This is a genomic window from Planococcus sp. ANT_H30 (assembly GCF_008369335.1).
GTDB classification, from domain to species: Bacteria; Bacillota; Bacilli; order Bacillales_A; family Planococcaceae; genus Planococcus; species Planococcus kocurii.
Window position 1 is genome coordinate 72,948 of the sequence record NZ_VOBJ01000003.1, and the last position, 24,662, is coordinate 97,609.

Below are 24,662 nucleotides of genomic sequence, written 5' to 3' on the forward strand. Positions count from 1 at the left end.
CGGGCATAAGATGCTCTGGCGAAGCGGCGTGTTTTCAGCCGCACAGCCAGAGTGACTTATGACCCTAGAATCTGGCTGCCGGAGTCTGGACACAGAAAAGCGCAGGCGCCCGTGTAGATTCGACGGGCATAAGATGCTCTGGCGAAGCGGCGCTCTCTACTCAAAAAAAAGCGCAAGTGCCTATAGAGCCCTAGACACTTACACCCGAAAATAAGACTTACTGATAATAGCCATCTAACTCTTTTCTTAAAGCAGCTTTAAGGAATTTACCAACCGACGTTTTTGGCACTTCTTTCAAAAATACCACGTCGTCTGGAACCCACCACTTGGCAAATTGGCTCTCCAAGTACGTCAGTAATTTCGCTTTCGTGGCGTCGTCTTCCGCATGACCTTCTTTTAACACGACACAAGCAAGTGGACGCTCCATCCATTTCTCATGTGGAATGGCGACAACCGCCGCTTCGAACACAGCTTCATGCGTCATCAATGCATTTTCCAGATCAACAGACGAAATCCATTCGCCACCGCTTTTAATTAAATCTTTCGTCCGGTCCATCAGTTTGATATAGCCATCGGGCTCGATTACAGCAATATCTCCTGTATAAAGCCAACCCTCTTTAAACGCTTCTTCCGTACGCTCGTCTTTATAGTATTCATCAGCGATCCAGGCACCTTTAACGTTCAGCTCACCCATCGTTTCCCCATCCCACGGTGCTTCGCCGTTTTCATTGACGATTCGTACTTCGAGGCCCGGCATCGGTAAACCTGCCATTGAACGGCGTTCGATGCGCTCATCCATCGTCATATCGGTCATTGCAGAAGTAGTAATAGCCAAACTGACAAGCGGCGCAGTTTCCGTCATGCCATACCCTGTCACAAATGGCACATTGTATTTCTCTTCAAATGCGCGGATTAATCCTTTTGGTGATGCTGATCCCCCGCAAATAATCATCCGCAGTGTGTCGATATTGCGTGGATTTGCTTCTAATTCTTTCAACACACCCATCCAAATTGTCGGGACACCTGCAGTTAACGTAACTTTTTCTGATTCAATTAAATCTAACAACATGCCAGGAGCAAAATCGGGTCCCGGCAACACTTGTGTAGTCCCAAACAAAACTCCAGCAAATGGCAGCCCCCAAGCATTGGCATGAAACATTGGCACAATCGATAAGGCAATATCTTGTTCTGACAAGCCCATTGCATCCGACATGCCGAGCGCGTAACTATGGAGCACAAGTCCTCTGTGCGTATAGACAACGCCTTTAGGATTGCCCGTTGTTGCGGAAGTGTAACACATGCCCGCTGGTGTATTTTCGTCCAGATCTTCAGGAAATTCGAAACTGTCATCTTCAGCAGCGAGTAATTGTTCATAAGAATAAACATTGCCAAGTGTCGTTTCTGGTAAATCCACTCCATCTTTCATGATGATAAAATGCTTAACGGATTTTAGCATAGGTGCTAGTTTTTCAATCAATGGAAATAGATCGTGATCGACTACCAAAATTTCATCTTCGGCATGGTTGATGACATAGGCGATGTGCTCATGTGACAAGCGAATATTAATCATATGTAAAATAGCACCAGCACCCGGCACACCAAAATACAACTCCAAGTGACGGTGATGGTTCCAGGCGAAACTTCCCACCTTTGTGCCACGCTTCATACCAAGTCCAGTTAAAGCAGCCGCTAGTTTGCGCGACCGTACCGCAAATTCTTTATAAGGAATCCGGTGAATCATATTTTCTCCGGTACGTGAAATGATCAGTTTTTCCGGAAAATAGCGCTCCGCTCTTTTTACGAAAGATGATAATAATAATGGCGAATCCATCATGTCACATCCGACTCCTTTTTCACTCTAATTTTATTATTATGAATGGGTGTCCCTATCAGGCAAGATTCGCCTTCTTTTCCGCTCGCCTTTCACTTACAGTCCCATTCGTTTAGCAACGATGGTTTTCATGATTTCGTTGGAACCGGCATATATCGCCGCCACTGGAATATCCCTGTAGCGACGTGCAATTTTGTATTCTTCCATATAGCCATATCCACCGTGTAATTGCATGCACTCACCGGATATTTTCTTGGCGGTATCTGTCAGCCAAAATTTCGCCATCGATACTTTGGAAACAATGTCTTTTCCAGCCATATGATCTTCAATGAGCGATTCTAAAAACGAATGACCCAGTTCAATTTCTGTCGCCATCTCCACTAGTTTAAACTGAGAATTTTGGAACGAACCGATCGGCTTGCCAAAGGCTTTTCTTGATTTCACGTATTCCAACGTCATTTCTAACATATCTTCTGAAGCTACTTGCGCTGCCATTGCGACGACTAGTCGCTCTTGCTGCAGTTTTTCCATCAGATAAGTAAAGCCTTTATTTTCTTCGCCAATTAAGTTCGTTGCAGGGACGATGCAATCCTCAAAATACAGTTCGGATGTATCTTGAGCATGGAGACCTACCTTGTCGAGCTTACGCCCTTTCTGAAAACCTGGTGTCCCCTCTTCTACCATTAATAGCGAAATCCCACGATGCTTCGGTTGTGCTTTCGGATCGGTTTTTACAACAACTAACACCAATGTCGAGTTAATGCCATTCGTAATAAAAGTTTTCTGCCCATTAACAATATAATTGTCGCCGTCTCGAACTGCTGTAGTTGATATATTCGCAAGATCTGATCCTGCTCCAGGCTCTGTCATCGCAATCGCTGTAATATGATCTCCCGAAATACAACCCGGTAGCCAACGCTGTTTTTGTTCTTCATTTCCATACGCTTCGATGTAAGGAACCGTAATGTCATTATGTAGGCCTACCCCCGTCAAACTGGCTCCTACGCGTTCCATTTCTTCTCCGATAACAACCGCATAACGAAAATCTAGACCAAGCCCCCCGTATTGTTCTTCTATTTGAGGACTCAGAAAACCCATATCTCCGAGCTTTTTCCAAAAAGATTTCGGAATAAGGCGATCTTTTTCCCATTGATCATAGTTTGGAACCGCTTCTTTTTCTAAAAACTTCCGCAAGGACTTCCGGAACATCACGTGTTCATCTTCTTCGAAACGGTATCTCCCCATCTTTTCCATCTCCCTTATTTCGGTTGCATGCGGATTGCTCCGTCGAGTCGTATCGTCTCCCCATTTAACATCGAATTTGTCGTAATGCTTTCTACTAGGTGTGCAAATTCAGTGGGTTTTCCAAGACGTGCTGGAAATGGTACGGCTGCAGATAATGAAGCAATTGCAGCATCTGGCAATCCTTCTACCATTGGTGTTTCCATTAATCCCGGCGCAATTGCCATAACTCGAATTCCATCTCTCGCTAATTCTCTAGCAATTGGCAACGTCATCGCGACAACTCCGCCTTTAGATGCGCTGTAAGCTGCTTGTCCAATTTGCCCTTCATAAGCCGCGACCGATGCTGTTGAAATAATCACCCCTCGCTCACCATCTTCAGTTGGTTCGTTTTTTTGCATAGCTGCTGCTGCAACACGAATAACATTAAAGCTACCGACCAAATTTACTTTGATGACTTTTTCAAATTGGTCTAGCGCAATTGGTTCGCCTTTGGATACTACTTTCCCTGGAGTACCAATCCCCGCACAATTGACTACTAAATTAATACCCCCGAACTGTTCAAGCGTGTCGTTTATATTTTGTTCAACTTGTGATGCGTTAGTAACATCCGTCTCTTTATAAATGACCGAGCCTTCACCCAATTCTTCAATAAGCACTTTTGCACGTTCTGCATTCAAATCAAAAATAGCTGCTTTCCCGCCACTTTTTGCTATACGGCGTACTGTCGCTTCACCAAGCCCAGAAGCTCCACCCGTGACCACTGCTTTTACTTGTGAAAATTCCATCTTCTTCCCCCTTATTTTTCAATCCTGCTATAGCTTTTCAATAATAGTGGCGTTGGCCATTCCCATTCCTTCACAAATGGCTAACAATCCGTAACGGCCATCTGTTCGCTCTAATTCATGTAGTAACGACACTAATAATTTAGTACCTGTCGCACCAAGCGGATGACCAAGCGCAATTGCGCCTCCGTTAACATTCAGTTTTTCAGGATCTCCACCAATATCATGTAACCAAGCTAGCGGGACTGGCGCAAATGCTTCATTGACTTCGTAACGGTCCATCTCATTGATTTCAAGTCCTGCTTTGGCGAGAACTTTTTTAGTTGCTGCGATTGGCCCAGTCAGCATCAATGTCGGATCCGAACCGACTACTACACGTGCCACTATGCGCGCTTTCGGTTTCAATCCAAGCTCTTTCGCCTTGTCACTAGACATTAAGAGAACAGCAGAAGCACCATCACTCATTTGACTCGCATTGCCTGCAGTAATCACACCATTTTCATCAAAAGCTGTTTTTAATCCAGCTAGCACTTCTTCCGTTGTACCCGGACGCGGTCCTTCGTCTTCATCAATCATTCGCGTTTCGCCGTCTGGACCTTGTGTGCGAATCGGAACAATTTCACGTTTATAATGGCCTGCCCCAATAGCATGTTGTGCGCGTTCATGACTTTGTACCGCAAACGCGTCAAGCTGTTGCCGCGTAAATCCCCATTTCTTTGCGATACGCTCTGCCGATAACCCTTGATTGATAATTTCGTATTGATCTGTCAGTTTTTCGCTCAGCGCTGCACCTTGCATATTGGAAAACATCGGTACGCGTGTCATGCTTTCCACACCACCCGCAATGACAATATCCATATCTCCGGCCAGAATTGCTTGAGCACCGAAGTGCACAGCCTGCTGACTCGAACCGCATTGGCGATCAATTGTGACACCCGGTACATAATCTGGAAAACCTGCAATTAACGATGCTGTACGCGCAATATTGCCGCCTTGTTCTCCAGCCTGTGAAACACAACCTAAAATAATATCTTCTACTTCACTTTTGTCTACACCTGCACGCGAGACTAACTCTTCTAATACTAAAGCTGCTAATTCATCCGGACGCTGATCTGCAAACTGCCCTTTTCTTCTCCCAACAGCTGACCGTACACCTTCTATAATGACAACTTCTCTCATGCCCTTCACCCCACCGTGTATTATTTTTATGAAAACGTTCTTACTTAACTGAATTGAATGACTATTCACTCATTATTTACATTGTACAAGAATACCTACTCAAATGCTACCAGAAAAGCGTATATTCATAGGCGAGTTAGACAGCTAGAAAAGCGCCAGATTCTCTGACTAAAATAAAAATGATTCCGCAGTCGAGACCGCGGAATCATTTTTATTCTTCAATTAATCCTTTGTCGATTAGGAATTCGCGAGCGACATCAGCTGCAATTTCTTGGTCAACATCAATGCGAGAATTCATTGCTAACATTTCTTCCTCGCTGATTTGTCCAGCCAGCCCGCTCAGTACTTCTTCAAGTTCCGGGTACTCTTCGAGTGTTTCCATCCGCACAACAGGAGCTGCGTCGTATTTCGGGAAAAACGACAGATCGTCTTCTGTCGTTTCAAGATCAAATAATTCAATGCGGCTATCTGTAGTGAACGCTGGAATAACTTCTACTTCTCCACTCTTAACAGCTTCATACATAATTGCTGGGTCAAAACTTTCAGTTGCTGAAAACTTAAATGGATACGTGGCGATCAAATCCTCGTAGCCATCTCCTTTGCGTTCATAGAAAGGATGTGGTGCTCCGAAACGCATTTCTTCTGATTGCGAAATTTCCGCTAAATCTGAATAGGTTTTTGCATCATAGCCGCTATCTTTTGAATACGCTAACGTATAACCATTCTCAAAGCCAAGTGGTTCTAGCCAAGTCGCACCCAATGTATCTTCGTAACCTGTTCTTACAATATCTAATACCTCTTCCGAAGATTGACCCGGAACAGACTCTTTCTTCAATACGTCCTTCATGCCGGTACCGGTATACTCAACGTACATATCAATATCGCCTTTTTCTAAAGCAGGAGTTAAAATCGACACTTCTCCTAATCCCTCTTCGTATTCCACAGTATAGTCCGAATTGGCTTCGATATACTGACCGAGAATATGTGGCAGGATATATTGTTCTGTCCATGGCTTACCGCCAATGACGATTGGATCTAACTCATCTCCACCTGACCCGCATCCTGCAATGACTGTAGTTGCAGCCAAAAAAACTCCTAATGTCGTTTTTTTCATCTTGTTCCCCCCTATGTTTTCAAACCTTTTGGTGTCGCTCTTTTTTCAATCCATTTTAAAATTTGATCAAAACCAATTGCCAGTAGAGCAACTGGTAAGGCACCAGCCAAGACTAATGAATTGTTATAAGACTGCAATCCTCGGTAGATGATATCACCCAAACCACCAGCTCCAACAAATGTCGCAAGTGTGGCGATACCTACAGTTAGTACGGTAGCCGTACGTATACCCGCCATGATAAACGGTAACGCTAGCGGCAATTCAATTTGTCGTAAAATCTGCGTCCGCGTCATTCCCATGCCACGTCCTGCTTCGATCGTGGAACTATCAACTCCTACAATTCCTGCATACGTATTTCGCAAAATCGGTAACAAAGCATAGATAATAAGTGCAATTAATGCAGTAGGTGAACCAATTCCTAAAATAGGTACCAAAAAGCCGAATAGCGCTAGACTTGGAATCGTTTGAAAAACAGCCGTTACCCCAATAATTGATTCAGCGTAGCGCCGATAGCGTGTAATGAGAATTCCTAGTGGCAGCGCAATTGCGATACCAATTGCGACGGCTACAAATGATAAATACATATGTTCTAAAAGCGCACCAATAATCATATCCTGACGGCTAACGAGGGTGTCTAGGAAGTTTTTCATGCCGTTGCCCCCGTTTCTTTAGCAAGTGCCGCTTTCAATAAGTCTCGGTCATTAGCATAAGCCACGACCTGCGCCCCTTGAACGATTGCCAAGTAATTTTTTGCGCTTTTATCCAGTTGCAAAAAAGCGTTCTCGATCGTTTGTTCAGCAGAAATTTCCTCGGTATCCCCAGCCCATTCTTCTGTAAAAAGATCCAGAAATTCGAGCAATTTTCTGTCTCCAAATGTGCGTTTTTGATTGATGCGCTCTATACCAATAAAGCTGCGAACAAATTCGTTTGCAGGGTTATCAATAAGTTGCTGGGGGGTGCCTACTTGTTCAACTTGCCCATCGCGCATAAGAATAACAGAATCAGCAATTTTCAACGCCTCATCCATATCATGGGTAACAAAAACGATGGTTTTATTGATGGTTTGTTGAAGGTTTCGAAGTTCGTCTTGCAGCTGTTCTCGGCTAATAGGATCAAGTGCTGAAAAGGGTTCGTCCATTAAAACAATATTTGGATCTCCCGCTAACGCCCGAACCACTCCTACACGCTGCTGCTGTCCCCCACTCAACTCGAGTGGGTAACGCTCCATATAAACTTCAGGATCTAAACCAACAAGCTGAAGCAATTCACGTACACGTTGTTCTTTTTTGTCTTTTGTCCAGTCCAGCAATTTAGGTACAAGCGCCACATTATCTGAAATGGTCATATGAGGAAATAGTCCAATACGTTGAATCACATAACCAATTGAACGTCTTAATTGGACTTCATCCATTCCATTGATGGGTTTTTCATCAATGAAAATACTTCCTTCAGTTGGTTTTTCTAGTTTATTAATCATTTTCATTAATGTCGTTTTACCACAGCCACTAGGACCGATGATGGCAGTCAATTCATTTGTCGGTAGAACGAGTGAAATGTCTTTTAATGCTTCCGTTCCATCTGGAAAGCGTTTTGTAACATTTTCAAATCGAATCATAGACTTTCCTCCCCGCTGCTTCTTTCAACCTACCTTTTTATACCCTCTAGAGTTGCTCTTTACTCCTACAGCCTGTTTAGCTAAAAATTATTTTTCCACAAAAATTAAGTGAACCGGATTGGCGATTTGCTCATAGCCAATTTCTCTATAAATTTTGTTTGAAGTCGGATTTGTAAGGTCTGTATAAAGCATAACAAAATCATACTCCAGCAGTAATTCGTTCGTGACTTCTGCTACCAGTGTTTGAGCATATCCATTTCTTCGCTGAGCATTTGGCGTAAAGACAAAAGATACGGTAATTCCGTTTTTTGAAGGGCGTTTTTTTTGCATACAAGAGACCACTCGCTCATCTACTTCCCAGACGTAAACTTCTTTTCTTTCTAGAAATCCAGCGATTTTATGCGAAATTTGTGTTTGAGTAGAGCGGCCAATTCCTATTTCTTCTTCAAAAAGCCGATACCATTCTTCCAATATTATTGCATCTTTCTTACTAGCAATCCGCCAAGAACCCCGGCTCTTTCGTAAGCCTTTATTGACTGCTTCAATTCGGTAAAGACCTTGATCCATTAGTATATTTACTTGTTCTCCCGTCCGCTCTGTCCAAGCCTCCGCAAACAAGCGCGAAGTGGTTTGCTCACCGACTATTCCACTCACCTCAATTCCTAAATTTTGCAGATGTCCAACAATCTCTCGTTCAATTTGAGGAAAAGTTTGAAAAACTATCAATTGCAAAGCATGTGGCGGTGTCATTAAACAAGCTGCTACAATTTCATCATCAGTTTCGACGAGCGCTAAAAAATAGTCTTCGTATTGATTCGCATGTATTTGTCCGAGAACACCTAGGAATAAACTATGAATGTCCTCGTTTTTATACAGTAGAGGTGATACTTTTTCTAAGAACACGGCTGAGTCCGAATAAATAATCATTTCCATTTCTTCACTTCCACTCCCGTCTTAACTTTTTTCTATTACTACAGTATTGGCTATATTATGGAAAAAACCCTTTATTTATCCTTCAGGTTGCTAAAAAACGCATCCTGAAGAGTCAGGATACGTTTTTCATTGAGTTACACTATTCCAACTCCAATTGTTTTGTTTCCTTGCCGAGAAATGCTACAGCCAGCGCTCCAATAAGGATGGAGACACAGAAAATCCCGAAGATTAGATTGAGATTCGCACCAGCTGTTAACAACGTACCGACTAGAAGCGGCCCAAGAACTCCACCTATGCGACCAAAAGCAGCCGCCATTCCTGTACCTGTACCGCGAATAACTGTTGGGTATTGCTCTGGGGAATAGGCATATAACGCACCCCAAGCACCCAAGTTAAAGAACGATAAGAAAGCACCCGAAACGATTAACAACGTAATGGTGTCCGCATTACCAAAAGCCAACGCACTAATTGCTGTACCGATTAAGTAAGTGACCAACACAAATTTCCGACCTGCCCGTTCGATAAGCCAAGCAGCTGAAAAGTAGCCTGGCAATTGGGCCAAGGTCATAATTAATACATATTGGAAGCTTTTGATTAACGTAAATCCTTTTAACACCATGACACTTGGAAGCCACAAGAACATGCCGTAATATGAAAATACTACTGTGAACCAGACAATCCATAGCATTAAAGTTGGACGTCTGTATTTCTCTGACCAAACGTCTTTAATATTCGTCGAAATTGATCGCAACACATCTTTTTTCGCAGAAAACTGTGGTGAATCTGGTAGATTGATACGCAAATATAAGGCATAAAATGCTGGCAACGCAGTCAATAACAGCGCAACCCGCCAACCAAAAGATGGAATGATGAAATACGAAATAACAGCAGCGACTAGCCAACCTGCGGCCCAAAAACTTTCTAATAGAACGATTACACGTCCCCGCTCTTTTGCTGGTACACTTTCAGACACCAGAGTAGAAGCTACCGGTAGCTCACCACCTAATCCCATTCCCACAAAAAACCGTAAAATCATAAATGCCGCGAGTGTTGTTGTAAAAGCAGAAATTCCGCTAGCAATTGAAAACAACAGCAAGGTAATAATGAATATTTTCTTTCGGCCTACACGATCTGCATAAATCCCGAAAACAAATGCACCAACCGCCATTCCAATTGAGTTGACGCTACCAATCCACCCCATCTGACTGGACGTCAATCCCCAATCTTCGTGCAATGCCGCAATAACGAAAGCCAAAATACCGACGTCCATTGCGTCAAAAAGCCACCCCAGTCCCGCAATTCCTAACAATCTATTTCTTGAAATAGGACCTGTTTTTTTCTCAGCTATCGTTGCCATCGTCATTCTCCTGTCTTTACACATGCATAGTAACATCTTTACACAACTATACGCTTTAGACAGATTAGTAACAAGTACAATAAAAAAGTCTCTCTTTTCAGATAATTACACTTTTATAAATTCTCTTCAGTCAATACGTTATCTCCACTTTCAACTAGAAGAAGTGTTTGATGACGAGATAATGGCCGCATTAATACTGACCATCATCGCTGCCTGTTGTGCTTGCATTAAAGTTTCCAATGAAGTAGCAAAAGTCATAGTCGCGACATCTCGTACTTCTATATTGTCAGCCATTGCCTGTTGGACAGCTGTTGAAAAAGCCATATCTTTGTACCAACGAAAGATTTTATTTTTTTCTAATTCACGCGTATTTTCTACAACTCCCTCTAAAGCTTTACCGTCAATTTCTGTCACCGCTAAAAATCCAAGAATAGGATATTGCGCTAGGCTGATGTTGATTTTTTCTTCTTTGAAAAATTGGTGAATCGCCAAAACCTTACCGACTATTTTCGCGTCGTAAACAGATGAATCAAAGGTCATAATTTGAGACAGCCATTGAAGATTATTCCCCATAGTGAAGCCTTGTTCGCGGAGGTCACGGTAATACCTATTCATCGTTGCCGCTCGTTCTTCAAGCGACCCTTCCCGGCTACCCAATAAAGCGGCATATGGAATATCTTCATTCGACGTTAGAAATTTATGATGCTTTTTCATTTCTTTGTACAACGCTCTTGCCTGTTCTGCTTCCTCCGGTTTTTTCATTAGCAATGCAGCTAAATAGGTATAGGAAGTTTTCCAAAAACCTGCATCGTTAAGTGCTTTTTGATTTTGATTGGCTAGCTTCAATGAACTTTCTACAGCCTCTTCTTTCATAACCATAAAAGCTGCTGCTACATGAAGCAGATGCGAGCGCAAAGGCGAAGTCCACCCCTCATTCTTTTTAATCACTTCGACAGCCGCTTCATGCTTTTCTGCATCAAAAGCCTGGTCCTGAGACAAATATATGTTAGTGACAGCTAACGCAATCCGCTTGTCTACAGCCCACCCTGTTGTTTTTGACACGTCCGAGAAAGTTTGTTCAATGCGTTTAATATCCATAGAAAAAGCCTCCTTTTCTCTTTACTACGAGAAGAGGAGGCAGAAAGTTTCAAAATCAGACGATCAATACCAGACTGACAGCCATAACGGCCATGCCAGCTACTAACCCGTAGATGGATAGATGGGCTTCGTCATAGCGTTTTGCAGCAGGCAATAACTCGTCAAGCGAGATAAAGACCATAATACCCGCTACACCCGCAAATATAATGCCAAACAACGTGTCGCTGAGAAATGGCATTAAGAAGAGCCACGCTGCAATCGCTCCAACAGGTTCTGAAATACCCGATAAAAAGCTGTATTTAAGTGCTTTTTTCCGACTTCCAGTTGCATAGTAAATTGGTACTGAGACGGCAATCCCCTCCGGAATATTATGAATGGCTACTGCAATTGCGATAGCGATTCCAAGAGCCGGATCTTGTATTGCCGACATAAACGTGGCAATCCCCTCCGGAAAATTATGAATGCCGATTGCTAATGCTGTAAAAATACCCATTTTCCGTAGCCGAGCATATTCGTCGTTGGTCGGTCCATCGTCCATGTCCTCTACCGTTTTGACTTCATGTGGATTCCCCAATTGCGGAAGAATACGATCTACTAGTGCCATAAAAACCATTCCGCCGAAAAAGCCAGCGAGTGTCAGCCAGTAGCCAGTAACCTCTCCCTGTGCGTTCGTTAAAGCATCTTTTGCTTTAAAAAAGATTTCAATCATCGAAACGTAAATCATCACTCCTGCTGAAAACCCTAATGAAATTGATAGAAATTTTGTATTCGTACGGGATGCAAAAAATGCGATCAAACTGCCAATCCCTGTGGCCAGTCCAGCAAAAAGAGTCAATCCAAGCGCAAATAAAACTGTATTATCCATAACCATGCCTCGCTTCTAAATTCCAGTGAATAAAGTTATTATACGTTAAAAACGCTCAAAACGAGGAGTTTTTCAACCAAGTAAAATCCATCTTTCATTTCGCTCCCCCGAGAAGTTCTTTTAACTTCTGCCAATCTGCATCTTTCAACATACGAACTGACGGATTATAAAAAACACTGGCTGGATGAAATGTAGGGAAAATATGATAGACCTCTGTTGTTTCTTTAAAGCAACTCTCTTCTTCGTTCCAATAGAGAATCGGTGTTTCCATTAGCACACCGTGAAGTTCCGTGACCTTCGCCTTCGAACCGACCAACCGTTGCAATCCGACATTTCCCAATGTCACAATTATCGGCGGCTGAACAGCTTGAATCTCCGTATCCAATATCGGCGCATGCGCAATGATTTCTTTTTTTGTCGGTGCCCGGTTGTATTTTCTGGCGATTGTTTCTCCGTTACGTTTCTTTTTAGTTCCCCATTTATAAGGTCTACTTCGAACCGCACTCGTAATATAAACATCTTCTCTAGCTAAACCTACACTCTCAAGAGAAGCCATCAATTCTTTTCCTGCTCTTCCCGTAAACGGTATTCCCGTTTCTAACTCGTTCTCTCCAGGTGCTTCTCCCACCAGCATAATCACTGGATTTCCAGGTCCACTTCCCCATACAAAACCTTCAACCGGAAACCCCTCTATCCTTTGCATTCCTAGTTCAGCCAGTTTTTCCGAAATTCTATACATACGAATCCACTCCCATTTATTCTCATGTAACTAAAACTAACATCAAATAAAAAAACCTCTTGCATTATCAGAAAATATAAACTATTATGTTAACAAACCTAACATAAAGGAGGAGAAATTGATGAAAAAAATTGAAACGATTATTCGACCTTCCGTTTTTGCAGATGTGCGACAGGCTTTAGCACTTGAAGGAATAGACGGTTTGAGTGTAACTGAAATTGCTGGAATCGGAAAGCAAGAAGGACGAGTGGGCTTATTTCGCGGGAATACTTACACAATGGAATTTTCTCCAAAACTGAAACTCGAGATGGTAGTAGCTGACGACAAAGTTGAAGATATTATTCAAGCTTTACTAGCATACGCTTCAACCGGCCAAGTCGGGGATGGTAAAATTTTCATTTTCTCTGTCGAAGAAGCGATACGAATCAGAACCAAAGAACGCGGCACAGTCGCAATTGGATAAGGAGGAGATTGGATGGAAGCAGTTCAAAGTTCAGTAGATATGATATGGGTCATGCTCGGAGCAATGTTGGTATTTTTTATGCACGCAGGATTCGCTATGGTGGAATCCGGTTTTACACGATCTAAAAACACCTTGAATATTTTAATGAAGAACATGATCACTGTTTCACTCGGCTCCATTCTTTACTTTATCGTTGGATACGCCCTTATGTTTGGCCCTTCATCTTTCGGCTTGATCGGCACACAAGGATTTGCATTAACTGGCGTTGAAGATATCGGATTCTTTGTATTCCAAGCTGTTTTTGCCGCAACTTGCGCAACAATCATTTCTGGAGCTGTAGCAGAACGAATGAACTTATCTGCCTATATTCTATTGACTATCGCCATGACTGCAGTCATTTATCCGGTTGTAGGGCACTGGGTATGGGGCGGCGGTTGGTTGTCACAAATCGGCTTTATTGATTTTGCAGGCTCAACGGTCGTTCACTTAACTGGGGCAGTAGCTGCATTTATCGCCGCTTGGAAAATAGGTCCTCGCATCGGCAAGTATAGCGGAAAATCAGTTAACACGATTCCAGGGCATAGTTTACCACTAGGTGCATTAGGTGTTTTTATCCTATGGCTTGGGTGGTTCGGCTTTAACGGGGGCAGTACTTTGGCAGCGGACCCGACTCTCGTGCCGCCAGTAATTGCCAATACATTACTAGCAGCTTCCGCTGGGATTATTGCGACTGCTGGATACACCCGCTTTCGCTACGGACGCATTGACGCTTCTTTAACAATGAACGGTGCTCTTGCCGGTCTTGTCGGCATTACTGCAGGTGCAGCAAACGTATCATTTTTTGGCGCTATGATGATCGGGTTACTGGCCGGGGTTATTATGACTGAAGCTATTCGCTTACTGGATTCAAAAATTCGGGTTGACGATCCCGTTGGTGCGATTTCCGTCCACGGAATTGCAGGCATTTGGGGGACGCTCGCAGTCGGTTTGTTTGACACTACTAATGGTTTGTTTTACGGAGGTGGAACAGAAATTCTTGGCCTCCAGGCTGTCGGCGTGCTAGCGGTAATTGCATGGGCTTCTCTATCAACTGGTATCGTCTTATTCGCTATCGGCAGGATCGTGCCACTCCGAGTTACCGCTGAAGACGAAGAAGCTGGCCTAGACTTTTCAGAGCATGGCTCACAAGCTTACTCAATGCAAGACGTCCTTCACGGTTCGCCGGTAGGTCACAATGATTCATTTGCACAGCGACTAAACCAACTAGGCGAGGCACCCTCTCCGCAAAAAACCATTTCCTGATTTAACCGAAAAGAAGAGGAATCCCTCGATATTCTAGGGATTCCTCTTCTTTTCATGTGGCATTTTTTCTTGACAGTCAAAACAAATGATTACGTCGAATTACTGATGCACGTGCAGTTCGAACATCGTTTAGTTTACTGCAGCTCTAGCACACCATCGACCATTTTATACACCTTATCGCAATAATCAACGAGTCGAATATCATGGGTCACTACAATGGTTGTGGTTTTCTTATTTTTTGTTTCCGCCTTCAATAACTCCATCACTTCATAAGCACGATCAGAGTCTAGAGAAGCTGTCGGCTCATCCGCCAAAATGATGGACGGATTACTGTATAAGGCTTTTGCAATGGCCACTCGTTGACGTTCTCCTCCCGACAAATCTGAAGGATACTTACTACGAAGGTCACCAATTCCCAAATCTTTGTAAAGCTGCTCAAGTTGTTCTTTGTTCATATTGTCTTTTTTAACTTTGTCTAATAGCTTTAATTGTTTTTCCACTGTTAGAAACGGCACCAAGTTTGAAGCTTGCAAAATAAAACCTATTTCCTTTAAACGAATTTTGGAAAGCTGTTTTTCATTTAACGAGGAGATATTCGTATCGTTGATTAGAATATCTCCTCCTGTTGGAGATAAAAGACCACCAGCAATCGTCAGAAACGTACTTTTTCCGGAACCCGAAGGCCCAATTACCGCAATCAGTTCTCCTTGTTCTGCTTGAAAATTCGTTTCTTTTAACGCATCCACTTTCTTATGACCTGTACCAAATGATTTTTTTACTCGATTCAATTCTAATACTGCCATGACTCAACCTCCAATCGCTTTTAATGGATCAATTTTCACTATCGTCAACACAGAGAATACAGCTCCTAAAATAGCGACCGCAATGAGTACCACTCCGTAAATCAGCATCGTCGGAATATCAAATGCTACTGGAACGGCACTTGGTAGAAAAGCTCCAGTGAAGAGCGTCAAACCAAGTCCTACCGCGACACCAATCGCTGCCAAAATCGCTGTTTGCGCAATAACTGAACGCGCCAGATAGCCACTCGGAATTCCTTGCGCTTTCATAACACCGAACATACTAATTTTTTGAACCGTCAAGACATAAAGGAATATCGCGACGATTACTGACGAAATGACAAATAAGAAGTAAATCATAAAATTCAACGTTAGACTTTGTTCAGTATATCCAGGAAGACTTTCAATAAAAGTTTCTGTTTCGATTGTTGCCAAGCCGTTCTCATCCGTAGTGGCGGAAATATCTTCTGTCCGTACAACAATCGCACTAATTTGACTGTCGTTTTCTGCTGTTTCACCGAACTTTACAAGCTGAAGTGTTTCTAGGGTGGTATAAAGAACTGGCGCCGCGTTAAAACGCGCCTGGTCTGTAAAACCGACTATCTTCAAAGTTTCTTTTGTTGAAGATAAACTGAGCGTGTCACCCAATTTAAAGCCTTCATCTTTCAGTGCATCTCCTGCAATTACTTCATTAGCATCAGTAAATTCTTCGCCTTCTATCACTTCCGGCATAATAAATTCGTCGCTGTTGATCCCAAAAATAGAGACGCCTGCTTTTAAATCTCCGGTTTGTGCAATGGCATTAAGTTGACCTAAAACAGCTGTCTCATCCGCCTGAATTTCGTCAACTGCATCAATCGAAAGAGACGATTGTGTCAAACTTTGATCCGATTCCTCAGTCAGCACGATAGCATCCGCATCCCACTTATCGACAGCTTCCCTATTCAAACTTGCTAAGCCATTCGCCAATCCTGATAAGAAAAATACCAAGTATGCAACCAGCATCAAGACACCGATAATCAGTGTAAAGCGCAATTTGTTTTTGATAATTTCGTTCCATGCTAGAAACATGCGATCACTTCCATCTCTTCAATATGTATTCGTCACTAACCTGACTATCTTACTATATCAACTATACAAAACCTATACAAACATCATATACTATGATCTAATTTTTACTCTTACTTATTCAACAAAAAAAGGCGAACCCGTGACAGGCCCACCTTTTTCTTACCGCAACAATATAATAGGTATTTTGCAGAGACTCTACTAATGATTTCGTTTCTTCAGTTAGTTTTGTTCAAATGCAGACTGCACGTCAGCTACCATTTGAGTAACAGACTGTAATCCCCCACCTGACAAGTACCAGAAATCTGGATCCAAGTAGATGATTTTATCATTTTGATAAGCATTCGTTTTTTGAACCAATTCGTTTTCAAGAGAATCTGCTGCATTGGTTCCATTTCCAACAACTGCATTACGGTCAACAACGAACATCATATCCGGATTTGTTTCTAAAATATATTCGTAAGAAATACTTTGTCCGTGAGTCGAAGCTTCAATGCCTTCATCTGCTTGTTTAACACCGAATACGTCATGGATCAAACCAAAACGTGAAGCTGCGCCATATGCACTTACTTTGCCTTCATTGGCAAGAATGATTAATGCTTTTTCAGCAGAACCACTTACCGTTTCTTTTACTTCTTCTATTTTTGTATCAATCGCTGCAAGTTCTTCAGTGATTTGATCTTCTTTTCCAAAGATTTCTCCAAGAGTCGTCATGTTTTCTTTAAATGATCCCATATAATCTTCTGTATCTACAGCCATATGAATTGTTGGCGCGATTTCAGAAAATTCATCGTACATATCTGCTTGACGACCTGAAATAATGATTAAGTCTGGCTTCATTGCGTTAATCGCTTCAAAATCCGCTTCTTTTAAAGTGCCCACATTTTCGTATTTTTCGGCATCCTCATACTTCTCAAGGTACGCCGGAATATTAGCTTGTGGAACACCTGCAACAGCTTCAATACCTAGTTTGTCCATTGAATCTAGAACACCAAAATCGAATACTACTACTTTTTCAGGATTTTTGTTAAAAGTCGTTTCACCAAGTTCATGAGTCACTGTCATTTCTTCTGATTCTGCAGTCGCTGTGTCAGATTCCGTCGTTTTTTCAGTTGACCCACACGCGGCTAAAAACGCGACCATCATTAATGTTAATGCTGCTACTATCCATTTTTTCATTCTATTTCGAACTCCTCTTTTTTAAGAATTAAAGTACACACAAATCCGGCAATCATTCATCTGCTGAATCGGAATATCCATATCGTAGATTTCTTTTAATGCAGCACTTTGGATAATTTCTTCGGTCGTTCCGTCTTTTACGACACGACCGTTTTTCAGTGCCACGATGCGATCTGAATACACAGAAGCAAAGTTAATATCATGCAACACAATGACCACTGTTTTGCCAAGATCATCGACTAAGCGACGCAAGATTTTCATAATTTGAACAGAATGTTTCATATCCAAGTTATTTAACGGTTCGTCCAATAAGACATAGTCAGTGTCTTGCGCAATCACCATCGCAATAAATGCACGCTGACGCTGACCACCTGACAATTCGTCTAGATAAGAGTTTTCCATTTCTTTCAAATCCATGTAATCAATAGATTGATCAACCATTTTTTCATCCTCATCGTTGAGGCGACCTTTTGAGTAAGGAAAGCGCCCAAAAGAAACAAGCTCGCGAATGGTCAAACGGACATTCATAAAGTTAGATTGCTTTAAGATTGATACACGTTTTGAAAAGTCATTGGATTTCAACTTTTTGGTATTGGTTGAATCAATAAGCACCTCACCGGTATCTGCATCCAACAGGCGACTGACCATTGACAATAACGTGGACTTACCCGCGCCGTTCGGTCCGATAAAGGACGTAATCTGACCGCGTTGGATATCAACAGTAACGTTTTCTATGACCGTTTTTTTCCCGTATAACTTTGTCAATTCGCGAACTTGGATCATTTAGATCGACTCTCCTTTAATAGTAGATAGATGAAATAAATTCCACCGATAAAATTGATAATAACGCTCAATGTTGTATTAAAAGTGAAAATTCGTTCCACTACCCACTGGCCACTAACCAACGCCACTACACTGATGACAATGGATCCGGTTAACAAGACCGAATGTTTATAGGACGTAAAGAATTGATACGATAAATTTGCGACAATTAAACCAAAAAAGGTAATCGGTCCAACAAGCGCTGTAGCAACCGCAATCAAAACAGCAGACAACACGAGCATTTGCTTTACTAATGCATCGTAATTCACACCCAGATTGATGGCTGTATCACGCCCTAAAGTTAGAACATCTAAAGACGAATTTTGTTTCCAAGCAAAGGCAATCAACAGCGTGATGATGACGAGGGAGGTCCACACCAAATCTGAATTGACGTTATTAAAGCTCGCAAACATTCGGTCTTGGATGATTGAAAATTCGTTCGGATCAATTAAGACTTGCAAGAATGTGGTAATACTGCTGAAAAAGGTTCCACAAATGATCCCGACCAACAGGAGAAAGTAAATCGGTCGATCATTCTTCTTAAAAAGCAAGCGGTAGAACAACAAGGCGAAGATGACCATGACGGCAATCGACAACAAGAAGTTCACTTGCTTATTGACGATTGTGACATGATCTGAACCAAGGAAAAAGATCAGCACCGTCTGAAGCAACATATACAGTGAATCCAAGCCCATAATACTCGGTGTCAATATCCGGTTATGGGTAATGGTCTGAAAGACAACTGTTGCATAAGCAATCGCGACTCCTGTTAAGACCATGGCAAACACTTTAACACCACGTCTTGGCAGCGCATAATCGAAACTGCCATTCAAGTCTTGAAATAAATATAAACTACAAGCGGCTAAAGCCAAGCCGACAAGTATAAGCATTTTATGTAGATCACGCATACGTTTTCCTCCTAAACAACAAGAAGAGGAAAATAAAGCTTCCAATCACGCCAACCATCAAGCTGATGGAAATCTCGTATGGATAAATTAAGACTCTTCCCAAGATATCGCACACCAGCAAGAAAATTGCGCCAAGCATTGCCGTATGTGGCAATGTTTTTTGTAGATGATCTCCTTTGAAGATCGATACAATGTTCGGAATGATCAACCCAAGAAATGGGATAACCCCTACCGTCAAGACAACCGTCGCTGTAATTAAGGCTACGAGTGTCAATCCGATGTTGACAACACTCCGGTATTTCATCCCTAAGTTTTTAGAGAAATCCTCACCCATACCTGCCACTGTAAAGCGGTTAGCGTACAAATAAGCGATGATAAAAACCGGAACACTGATGTAGAGAAGTTCATAACTTCCTTTCATGACCATCGAAAAGTCACCTTGTAACCAAGCGGACATGTTTTGAATTACATCCGCTCGGTAAGCGAAAAACGTTGTAATCGAAGACAGGATGTTGCCGAACATTAAACCGACTAACGGTATGAATATCGCATCTTTAAATTTGATGCGATTTAGTATTTGCATAAAAAGAAACGTACCGGCAAGCGCAAAAGCAAAAGCCACTGTCATTTTTTCTAGCATCGTTGCATTTGCAAATAATAGCATCGATACTAGAATCCCAAGCCGTGTGGCGTCTAATGTACCTGCCGTTGTCGGAGACACGAACTTATTGCGGCTTAACTGCTGCATGATGAGTCCTGCCATACTCATCCCTGCACCTGCCAGCAAAATCGCGACCAACCTTGGCAGTCGGCTGATCAAGAATATCTGTGTCTCTTCCGATTGGAAATCAAGCAAATCAGCTACACTGATACTGCTCACTCCGACAAACAAGGAAATGATCGACAGTATGATTAATGTTGGTATTAAGTAACGCTTCTTCACGACTGTCCCTCATCTGTATTCAATAACTAATTATTGATTATTCGGTAGTGATAATCATTATCACTGACTTACGTATTTTAGTATAGCATGCTAGAAAGACGAGTCAATAGTTAATTGAGAATAATTTTCATTTACATAACACAGTATCGAATTATAAAAAATTGTAATTCGGGCAAATATAAAAAGAGCATGCCACTTCGGCATGCTCTTCTGTTCTTATAGAAAATCTTATTGACAGACTGTGTTCTTCTCTAGTAACTTGAAATTTTTGATCTTATTCGATTAACCTGCGATTTCCTGCGCTTGCTCTACTACTTCAGCTGGTACAGTAATGGATTGAATTTCATTGAATCTACTGTAGTCAGCTTGCATATCAGATTTGATGTTCATCATTTCATCTTCAATATTCATGTCCATATCCATTTTCATATCCATGCCTGTCGTTAAAAAGGATTCTTTATCTACATAGATCACATAATTAACAGCATGAATTGTCATGTCTTCTAGTGCCATTTGTGCTTCAAGTTCCATTTGCCCTAACGTTTTCTCTAGTTGTTGATTCATTAATTCGTTAAACTTCTCGCCGGAGGCATCAAGCGTTAAAATGTACTCACCTTCAGTTTGTTTAAATGTGAAATCATCTTTAAACTCCGCTAGTTCTTCAAGCTGTTGAGAAGGATTGGCCGTTTGCTGATCAGCGAGTGCTTTTAAATCTTCAATGCTTGCATCCGGCATCTTTAACCAAGTCGCCATCGTTTCTTCGTACATGTACATGCCTTGCTCGGTGAAGTACATTTCCATGCTCATCGGATTGCTGTTGTCGATGTCCTCAGACACCACGGAAGTTTCTGCTTTTTGGTAGAACGCTACCGGATCAATGGTCATATCCATAGAAGAACTCACTGTCATATCCATTTCCATGCCATCGCCCTGCATCGCGATTGTTTGATCGGTTACAATATCTGCATGTACACTCGTAATGTCTTCAGATGCCTCTACTGACTTCTCATAGACCTCTTGTACGGTTAACTTGCTGTCTTCTCCTTTTGTCGTTTCATCACCAGATGCCGGTTCTGCAGTTTCGCTACATGCAGAAAGACCGATAGCTAAAGTAGCTGTAGTCATAAATAAGATCCATTTTTTCAAAATAATCTTCCCCTCTCAAATTATCGTAAGCTTCTCTTCGCTTCACTGACAAACTTCGCTAGATTGTATCTGTTTGTATTTACGAATTAAACTAAAAATAGTTTCATATTTCTTGTTTATCCAATTTCCAGTCGTTTATTTCTTCGACTTCGACTATACTTTTCATTATGAGAAAAAGAAGAGGTGGGATTTTTTGAGATTAAAACAATTTTTCACATATTATAGACCTCATAAGCGGCTGTTTATCATTGATTTTTCTAGCGCTGTTTTTGTTGCTATTTTAGAACTCGCATTTCCAGTGGCTGTTCAGTGGTTTATCGATGACTTGCTGCCGAGTGGTAATTGGGGAACCATCACTACAGTTAGCTTCTTGCTACTTGCGATCTTTTTGTTAAGTACGTTCTTACAGTATATCGTTAGCTATCTCGGTCACAAATTAGGAATCAATATCGAAACAGATATGAGAGAAGAGCTGTTCACTCATGTCCAGCGGCAATCCTTCCGCTTTTTTGACAATACCAAAACTGGTCATATTATGAGCCGTGTCACGAATGATTTGTTCGACATTGGTGAACTTGCCCATCATGGACCTGAAGACTTCTTTATTGCCATCATGACGTTTTTCGGAGCATTTGGTATTATGTTTTGGATTAACCCAAAACTAGCGCTAGTTACACTCATTGTGATTCCGTTTCTAGTCTGGCTTATCACGTTTTGTAACATCAAAATGAACCAAGCTTGGGGCAGTATGTATGGCAAAATCGCGGATGTTAATGGACGTGTAGAAGACAGCGTTTCAGGAGCACGCGTCGTTCAATCTTTTACGAATGAAGAGTTTGAAATCGAACGCTTTAAAACGGATAACGACCGTTTCCGTCTAGCAAAAATGGTTGCTTATAAAGTCATGGCGGCAACACATTCCAGTATATATATGATGACTCGTTTATTAACTTTAGTCGTACTGGTTTACGGGGCATGGCTCAACTTCCAAGGTGAATTATCGTACGGAGAACTTGTCAGTTTCGTGTTGTTCTTGAACGTTTTGATTAAACCTATTGATAAAATTAGCGCATTGTTAGAACTTTATCCGAAAGGTATGGCTGGCTTTAGCCGTTTCCGAGATTTAATTGAACAAGCACCTGACATCAACGACCGGAAAGACGCCGTAGCTGTCAAAAAATTAACTGGAGATATCCGATTCGAAAATGTCTCTTTTGGCTATGACGATCATAAATTGGTCTTGTCAGGAATCGATTTGAACTTACGTGCAGGTGAAACGATCGCATTCGTCGGTCCATCAGGTGCTGGAAAAACGACGATTTGTTCGTTAATCCCTCGTTTCTATGATATCCAACATGGGTCGATTTCGATTGATGGTCTCGATATTCGCGACATGACCAAGCATTCATTGCGTTCACAAATTGGGATTGTTCAACAAGATGTCTTCCTGTTTACTGGAACGATTCGCGAGAACATCGCTTACGGCAAACGTCATGCCAGTGAAGAAGAAATTTTAATCGCTGCAAAAAAAGCGCATTTAGAAGACTTTGTTCGAAAATTACCTCAGGGCTACGATACACAAATCGGAGAACGCGGACTCAAATTATCAGGTGGGCAAAAACAACGTTTAGCCATTGCTCGAATGTTCCTGAAAAATCCACCTATCCTCATTTTGGATGAAGCTACCTCTGCACTTGATACACAAACAGAGCGCGTTATTCAAGAGGCCTTGACTGAACTAGCAGAAAACCGCACAACGTTGATTATCGCCCATCGCCTCGCGACAATACGTGACGCTGATCGGGTCATTGTCGTAACGGAAGACGGTATCGCGGAACAAGGTGAATACGACGAATTGCTCCAAGCTGAGGGCATCTTCGCGAACCTTCACCGCATTCAGTTTCAACAATAAAAAAAGGGCGTCACCAAAAAGTCGTTTGCTGACTTTTGGAGACGCTCTTTTTTTAGTTTCCGACAACAAACTGCTGGTAGCGGTCATAGTCTGCATGACTTAACTCCACTTTAAGTAACGTGCCTTCTTCTTCGTATTCGGTTTCGTGAATATTGGCATGCTCATTAAGATATGCGACTATGTCACCGCGGTCGAACGGAATAACCATTCGACAAGTAACATAATCTGCAAAAATTAGTTTTTTAATAACTTCTAGCAACTCATCTAGACCTTTGCCTTCTTTTGCTGAAATCCATAAACCGTCGCCGTTTGCATTAGGGTAATGAACTCCTGCTAAATCTGCTTTGTTGTAAATATAAAGCGTAGGCACATTTTCTACCCCAACAGCTTGCAAAGTTAAATTCGTTACTTCCATCATATAACGGTGTTCTTCGTTAGAAACATCGACTACGTGCAGCAACAAGTCTGCATTACGGGCTTCCTCCAATGTAGAACGGAACGCTTTTACCAGATGATGTGGCAATTTGCTGACAAAACCAACTGTATCTGTCAGTAAGAAGCTTTTGTTGTCTTCCAAGCGAATTTGCCGAACAGACGTCTCCAACGTAGCGAAAAGCATGTCTTTTTCAAACACTTGCTTTTCTTCGTTTTGTCCCGTTTTTGCTAGCAGTCCATTCATCACTGTTGATTTTCCAGCGTTCGTATAACCGACTAATGAGACGACAGGCACACCTTTTTTGGTGCGCTGCTTGCGTTGTGTCACGCGTTGGTCTCTAATATGCTCGAGTTCTTTATGAAGCTTTGAAATTTGCTCTTCAATTTTCCGGCGATCCAGTTCAAGTTTGGTTTCTCCAGCTCCGCGGTTAGCTACGCCACCACTACTACCGCCACCTTGTCGACCAAGCGACGCACGCAGTCCTACTAAGCGCGGTAGCATGTACTGAAGTTGCGCAAGTTCTACTTGAACCTGTGCTTCACGTGTTTTTGCACGTCGTGAAAAGATATCCAAAATCAGCATAGTACGATCAATCACTTTGCATTCCAAATCCTCTTCTAGATTTCGGATTTGCGATGGTGATAGCTCGTCATTGAAGATGACCAAATTGGCATCTGCCTCTTCATAAAAAGCTTTAATTTCCTCTACCTTTCCGCTTCCGACATAGTGAGAAGGGTTGATACGATCTAAGTTTTGTGTGATTTCCCCGACCACTTCCACATTGCAAGCTTCTGCTAAATTATGAAGCTCGTCCATTCCGTAAACGAAATGAAGATCTTTTTGAAGTTGCACACCAACGATGACTGCTTTTTCTTGTAACTCATCCATTTATATTGTCCTCCTATTTCAGGAAAGGAAAATTCCC

The 24,662-nt window shown here is 42.1% G+C and carries 23 protein-coding genes; 3 read left to right on the plus strand and 20 right to left on the minus strand.

Annotated features, from left to right (window positions below; all coding sequences use genetic code 11):
- Positions 1–217 precede the first annotated feature (217 nt).
- The 12 genes from FQ085_RS08810 to FQ085_RS08865 all read right to left on the minus strand — a co-directional run bounded on the left by FQ085_RS08810 (position 218) and on the right by FQ085_RS08865 (position 12,758).
- The gene (locus FQ085_RS08810) at positions 218–1,834 is read right to left on the minus strand and encodes a long-chain fatty acid--CoA ligase (RefSeq protein WP_149456413.1); all 1,617 of its coding nucleotides are present in this window, start codon (positions 1,832–1,834) and stop codon (positions 218–220) included.
- Positions 1,835–1,927: 93 nt separating this feature from the next.
- Entirely contained in the window at positions 1,928–3,076 is a 1,149-nt protein-coding gene (locus FQ085_RS08815) for an acyl-CoA dehydrogenase family protein (protein ID WP_058386434.1), read from the minus strand.
- Positions 3,077–3,090: 14 nt separating this feature from the next.
- Positions 3,091–3,861, minus strand: coding sequence for a 3-hydroxyacyl-CoA dehydrogenase (locus FQ085_RS08820; RefSeq protein ID WP_058386435.1), 771 nt, complete (start codon positions 3,859–3,861; stop codon positions 3,091–3,093).
- Positions 3,862–3,888: 27 nt separating this feature from the next.
- Positions 3,889–5,037: a thiolase family protein gene (locus tag FQ085_RS08825; protein ID WP_058386436.1), complete on the minus strand. Its 1,149-nt coding sequence runs from the start codon at positions 5,035–5,037 to the stop codon at positions 3,889–3,891.
- Between the two features lie 211 nt (positions 5,038–5,248).
- Positions 5,249–6,151, minus strand: coding sequence for a glycine betaine ABC transporter substrate-binding protein (locus FQ085_RS08830; RefSeq protein WP_058386437.1), 903 nt, complete (start codon positions 6,149–6,151; stop codon positions 5,249–5,251).
- An 11-nt stretch (positions 6,152–6,162) separates the two neighbouring features.
- Positions 6,163–6,801 carry an ABC transporter permease gene (locus FQ085_RS08835; protein ID WP_058386438.1) on the minus strand — a complete coding sequence of 213 codons (639 nt, stop codon included), beginning with the start codon at positions 6,799–6,801 and terminating at the stop codon, positions 6,163–6,165.
- The gene (locus FQ085_RS08840; protein ID WP_058386439.1) at positions 6,798–7,766 is read right to left on the minus strand and encodes an ABC transporter ATP-binding protein; all 969 of its coding nucleotides are present in this window, start codon (positions 7,764–7,766) and stop codon (positions 6,798–6,800) included. The genes FQ085_RS08835 and FQ085_RS08840 overlap by 4 nt, the downstream gene beginning before the upstream one ends.
- A gap of 87 nt (positions 7,767–7,853) precedes the next feature.
- A complete protein-coding gene (locus FQ085_RS08845; protein WP_058386440.1) occupies positions 7,854–8,699 on the minus strand; it encodes a GNAT family N-acetyltransferase in 846 nt (281 codons plus the stop codon).
- Between the two features lie 139 nt (positions 8,700–8,838).
- On the minus strand, positions 8,839–10,056 hold the full coding sequence (locus FQ085_RS08850) for an MFS transporter (protein WP_149456414.1): 1,218 nt from the start codon (positions 10,054–10,056) through the stop codon (positions 8,839–8,841).
- A gap of 150 nt (positions 10,057–10,206) precedes the next feature.
- Positions 10,207–11,154, minus strand: coding sequence for a DUF4003 family protein (locus FQ085_RS08855; protein ID WP_058386442.1), 948 nt, complete (start codon positions 11,152–11,154; stop codon positions 10,207–10,209).
- Positions 11,155–11,209: 55 nt separating this feature from the next.
- On the minus strand, positions 11,210–12,019 hold the full coding sequence (gene zupT / locus FQ085_RS08860; protein ID WP_058386443.1) for a zinc transporter ZupT: 810 nt from the start codon (positions 12,017–12,019) through the stop codon (positions 11,210–11,212).
- Between the two features lie 94 nt (positions 12,020–12,113).
- Entirely contained in the window at positions 12,114–12,758 is a 645-nt protein-coding gene (locus FQ085_RS08865) for a uracil-DNA glycosylase (protein ID WP_058386444.1), read from the minus strand.
- Between the two features lie 121 nt (positions 12,759–12,879).
- Here FQ085_RS08865 and FQ085_RS08870 point away from each other — a divergent pair, with 121 nt between their 5' ends.
- Both FQ085_RS08870 and FQ085_RS08875 read left to right on the plus strand, forming a co-directional pair.
- The gene (locus tag FQ085_RS08870) at positions 12,880–13,221 is read left to right on the plus strand and encodes a P-II family nitrogen regulator (protein ID WP_058386445.1); all 342 of its coding nucleotides are present in this window, start codon (positions 12,880–12,882) and stop codon (positions 13,219–13,221) included.
- Between the two features lie 12 nt (positions 13,222–13,233).
- Positions 13,234–14,523, plus strand: a complete 1,290-nt coding sequence (locus tag FQ085_RS08875; RefSeq protein WP_058386446.1) for an ammonium transporter — start codon at positions 13,234–13,236, stop codon at positions 14,521–14,523.
- Positions 14,524–14,657: 134 nt separating this feature from the next.
- Here FQ085_RS08875 and FQ085_RS08880 read toward each other — a convergent pair whose 3' ends face one another.
- From FQ085_RS08880 to FQ085_RS08910, 7 genes are all read right to left on the minus strand, one after another.
- Positions 14,658–15,326 carry an ABC transporter ATP-binding protein gene (locus FQ085_RS08880; protein ID WP_058386447.1) on the minus strand — a complete coding sequence of 223 codons (669 nt, stop codon included), beginning with the start codon at positions 15,324–15,326 and terminating at the stop codon, positions 14,658–14,660.
- 3 nt (positions 15,327–15,329) lie between these two features.
- The gene (locus FQ085_RS08885) at positions 15,330–16,394 is read right to left on the minus strand and encodes an ABC transporter permease (RefSeq protein WP_058386448.1); all 1,065 of its coding nucleotides are present in this window, start codon (positions 16,392–16,394) and stop codon (positions 15,330–15,332) included.
- A gap of 219 nt (positions 16,395–16,613) precedes the next feature.
- On the minus strand, positions 16,614–17,570 hold the full coding sequence (locus FQ085_RS08890; protein WP_149456415.1) for a siderophore ABC transporter substrate-binding protein: 957 nt from the start codon (positions 17,568–17,570) through the stop codon (positions 16,614–16,616).
- A 21-nt stretch (positions 17,571–17,591) separates the two neighbouring features.
- A complete protein-coding gene (locus tag FQ085_RS08895) occupies positions 17,592–18,353 on the minus strand; it encodes an iron ABC transporter ATP-binding protein (protein ID WP_149456416.1) in 762 nt (253 codons plus the stop codon).
- Positions 18,350–19,300 carry an iron chelate uptake ABC transporter family permease subunit gene (locus FQ085_RS08900; protein ID WP_058386451.1) on the minus strand — a complete coding sequence of 317 codons (951 nt, stop codon included), beginning with the start codon at positions 19,298–19,300 and terminating at the stop codon, positions 18,350–18,352. The genes FQ085_RS08895 and FQ085_RS08900 overlap by 4 nt, the downstream gene beginning before the upstream one ends.
- Complete coding sequence (locus tag FQ085_RS08905; protein ID WP_058386452.1) at positions 19,293–20,243, minus strand: ABC transporter permease; 951 nt, start codon at positions 20,241–20,243, stop codon at positions 19,293–19,295. Before FQ085_RS08905 ends, FQ085_RS08900 begins: the two co-directional genes overlap by 8 nt.
- Positions 20,244–20,525: 282 nt before the next feature.
- A complete protein-coding gene (locus FQ085_RS08910; RefSeq protein WP_149456417.1) occupies positions 20,526–21,389 on the minus strand; it encodes a DUF6612 family protein in 864 nt (287 codons plus the stop codon).
- 193 nt (positions 21,390–21,582) lie between these two features.
- Here FQ085_RS08910 and FQ085_RS08915 point away from each other — a divergent pair, with 193 nt between their 5' ends.
- Positions 21,583–23,301, plus strand: coding sequence for an ABC transporter ATP-binding protein (locus FQ085_RS08915; protein WP_058386454.1), 1,719 nt, complete (start codon positions 21,583–21,585; stop codon positions 23,299–23,301).
- Between the two features lie 52 nt (positions 23,302–23,353).
- Here FQ085_RS08915 and hflX read toward each other — a convergent pair whose 3' ends face one another.
- Positions 23,354–24,625 carry a GTPase HflX gene (gene hflX, locus FQ085_RS08920; RefSeq protein WP_058386455.1) on the minus strand — a complete coding sequence of 424 codons (1,272 nt, stop codon included), beginning with the start codon at positions 24,623–24,625 and terminating at the stop codon, positions 23,354–23,356.
- Positions 24,626–24,662: the final 37 nt, after the last annotated feature.

Coding starts and splice junctions, on each gene's coding strand:
- FQ085_RS08810 (WP_149456413.1), bottom strand. CDS start 1,834: ATGATGGATTCGCCATTATTATTATCATCTTTCGTAAAAAGAGCGGAG.
- FQ085_RS08890 (WP_149456415.1), bottom strand. CDS start 17,570: ATGAAAAAATGGATAGTAGCAGCATTAACATTAATGATGGTCGCGTTT.
- zupT (WP_058386443.1), bottom strand. CDS start 12,019: ATGGATAATACAGTTTTATTTGCGCTTGGATTGACTCTTTTTGCTGGA.
- FQ085_RS08875 (WP_058386446.1), top strand. CDS start 13,234: ATGGAAGCAGTTCAAAGTTCAGTAGATATGATATGGGTCATGCTCGGA.
- FQ085_RS08900 (WP_058386451.1), bottom strand. CDS start 19,300: ATGCGTGATCTACATAAAATGCTTATACTTGTCGGCTTGGCTTTAGCC.
- FQ085_RS08820 (WP_058386435.1), bottom strand. CDS start 3,861: ATGGAATTTTCACAAGTAAAAGCAGTGGTCACGGGTGGAGCTTCTGGG.
- FQ085_RS08830 (WP_058386437.1), bottom strand. CDS start 6,151: ATGAAAAAAACGACATTAGGAGTTTTTTTGGCTGCAACTACAGTCATT.
- hflX (WP_058386455.1), bottom strand. CDS start 24,625: ATGGATGAGTTACAAGAAAAAGCAGTCATCGTTGGTGTGCAACTTCAA.
- FQ085_RS08885 (WP_058386448.1), bottom strand. CDS start 16,394: ATGTTTCTAGCATGGAACGAAATTATCAAAAACAAATTGCGCTTTACA.
- FQ085_RS08895 (WP_149456416.1), bottom strand. CDS start 18,353: ATGATCCAAGTTCGCGAATTGACAAAGTTATACGGGAAAAAAACGGTC.
- FQ085_RS08880 (WP_058386447.1), bottom strand. CDS start 15,326: ATGGCAGTATTAGAATTGAATCGAGTAAAAAAATCATTTGGTACAGGT.
- FQ085_RS08845 (WP_058386440.1), bottom strand. CDS start 8,699: ATGGAAATGATTATTTATTCGGACTCAGCCGTGTTCTTAGAAAAAGTA.
- FQ085_RS08840 (WP_058386439.1), bottom strand. CDS start 7,766: ATGATTCGATTTGAAAATGTTACAAAACGCTTTCCAGATGGAACGGAA.
- FQ085_RS08850 (WP_149456414.1), bottom strand. CDS start 10,056: ATGGCAACGATAGCTGAGAAAAAAACAGGTCCTATTTCAAGAAATAGA.
- FQ085_RS08855 (WP_058386442.1), bottom strand. CDS start 11,154: ATGGATATTAAACGCATTGAACAAACTTTCTCGGACGTGTCAAAAACA.
- FQ085_RS08825 (WP_058386436.1), bottom strand. CDS start 5,037: ATGAGAGAAGTTGTCATTATAGAAGGTGTACGGTCAGCTGTTGGGAGA.
- FQ085_RS08815 (WP_058386434.1), bottom strand. CDS start 3,076: ATGGGGAGATACCGTTTCGAAGAAGATGAACACGTGATGTTCCGGAAG.
- FQ085_RS08870 (WP_058386445.1), top strand. CDS start 12,880: ATGAAAAAAATTGAAACGATTATTCGACCTTCCGTTTTTGCAGATGTG.
- FQ085_RS08835 (WP_058386438.1), bottom strand. CDS start 6,801: ATGAAAAACTTCCTAGACACCCTCGTTAGCCGTCAGGATATGATTATT.
- FQ085_RS08865 (WP_058386444.1), bottom strand. CDS start 12,758: ATGTATAGAATTTCGGAAAAACTGGCTGAACTAGGAATGCAAAGGATA.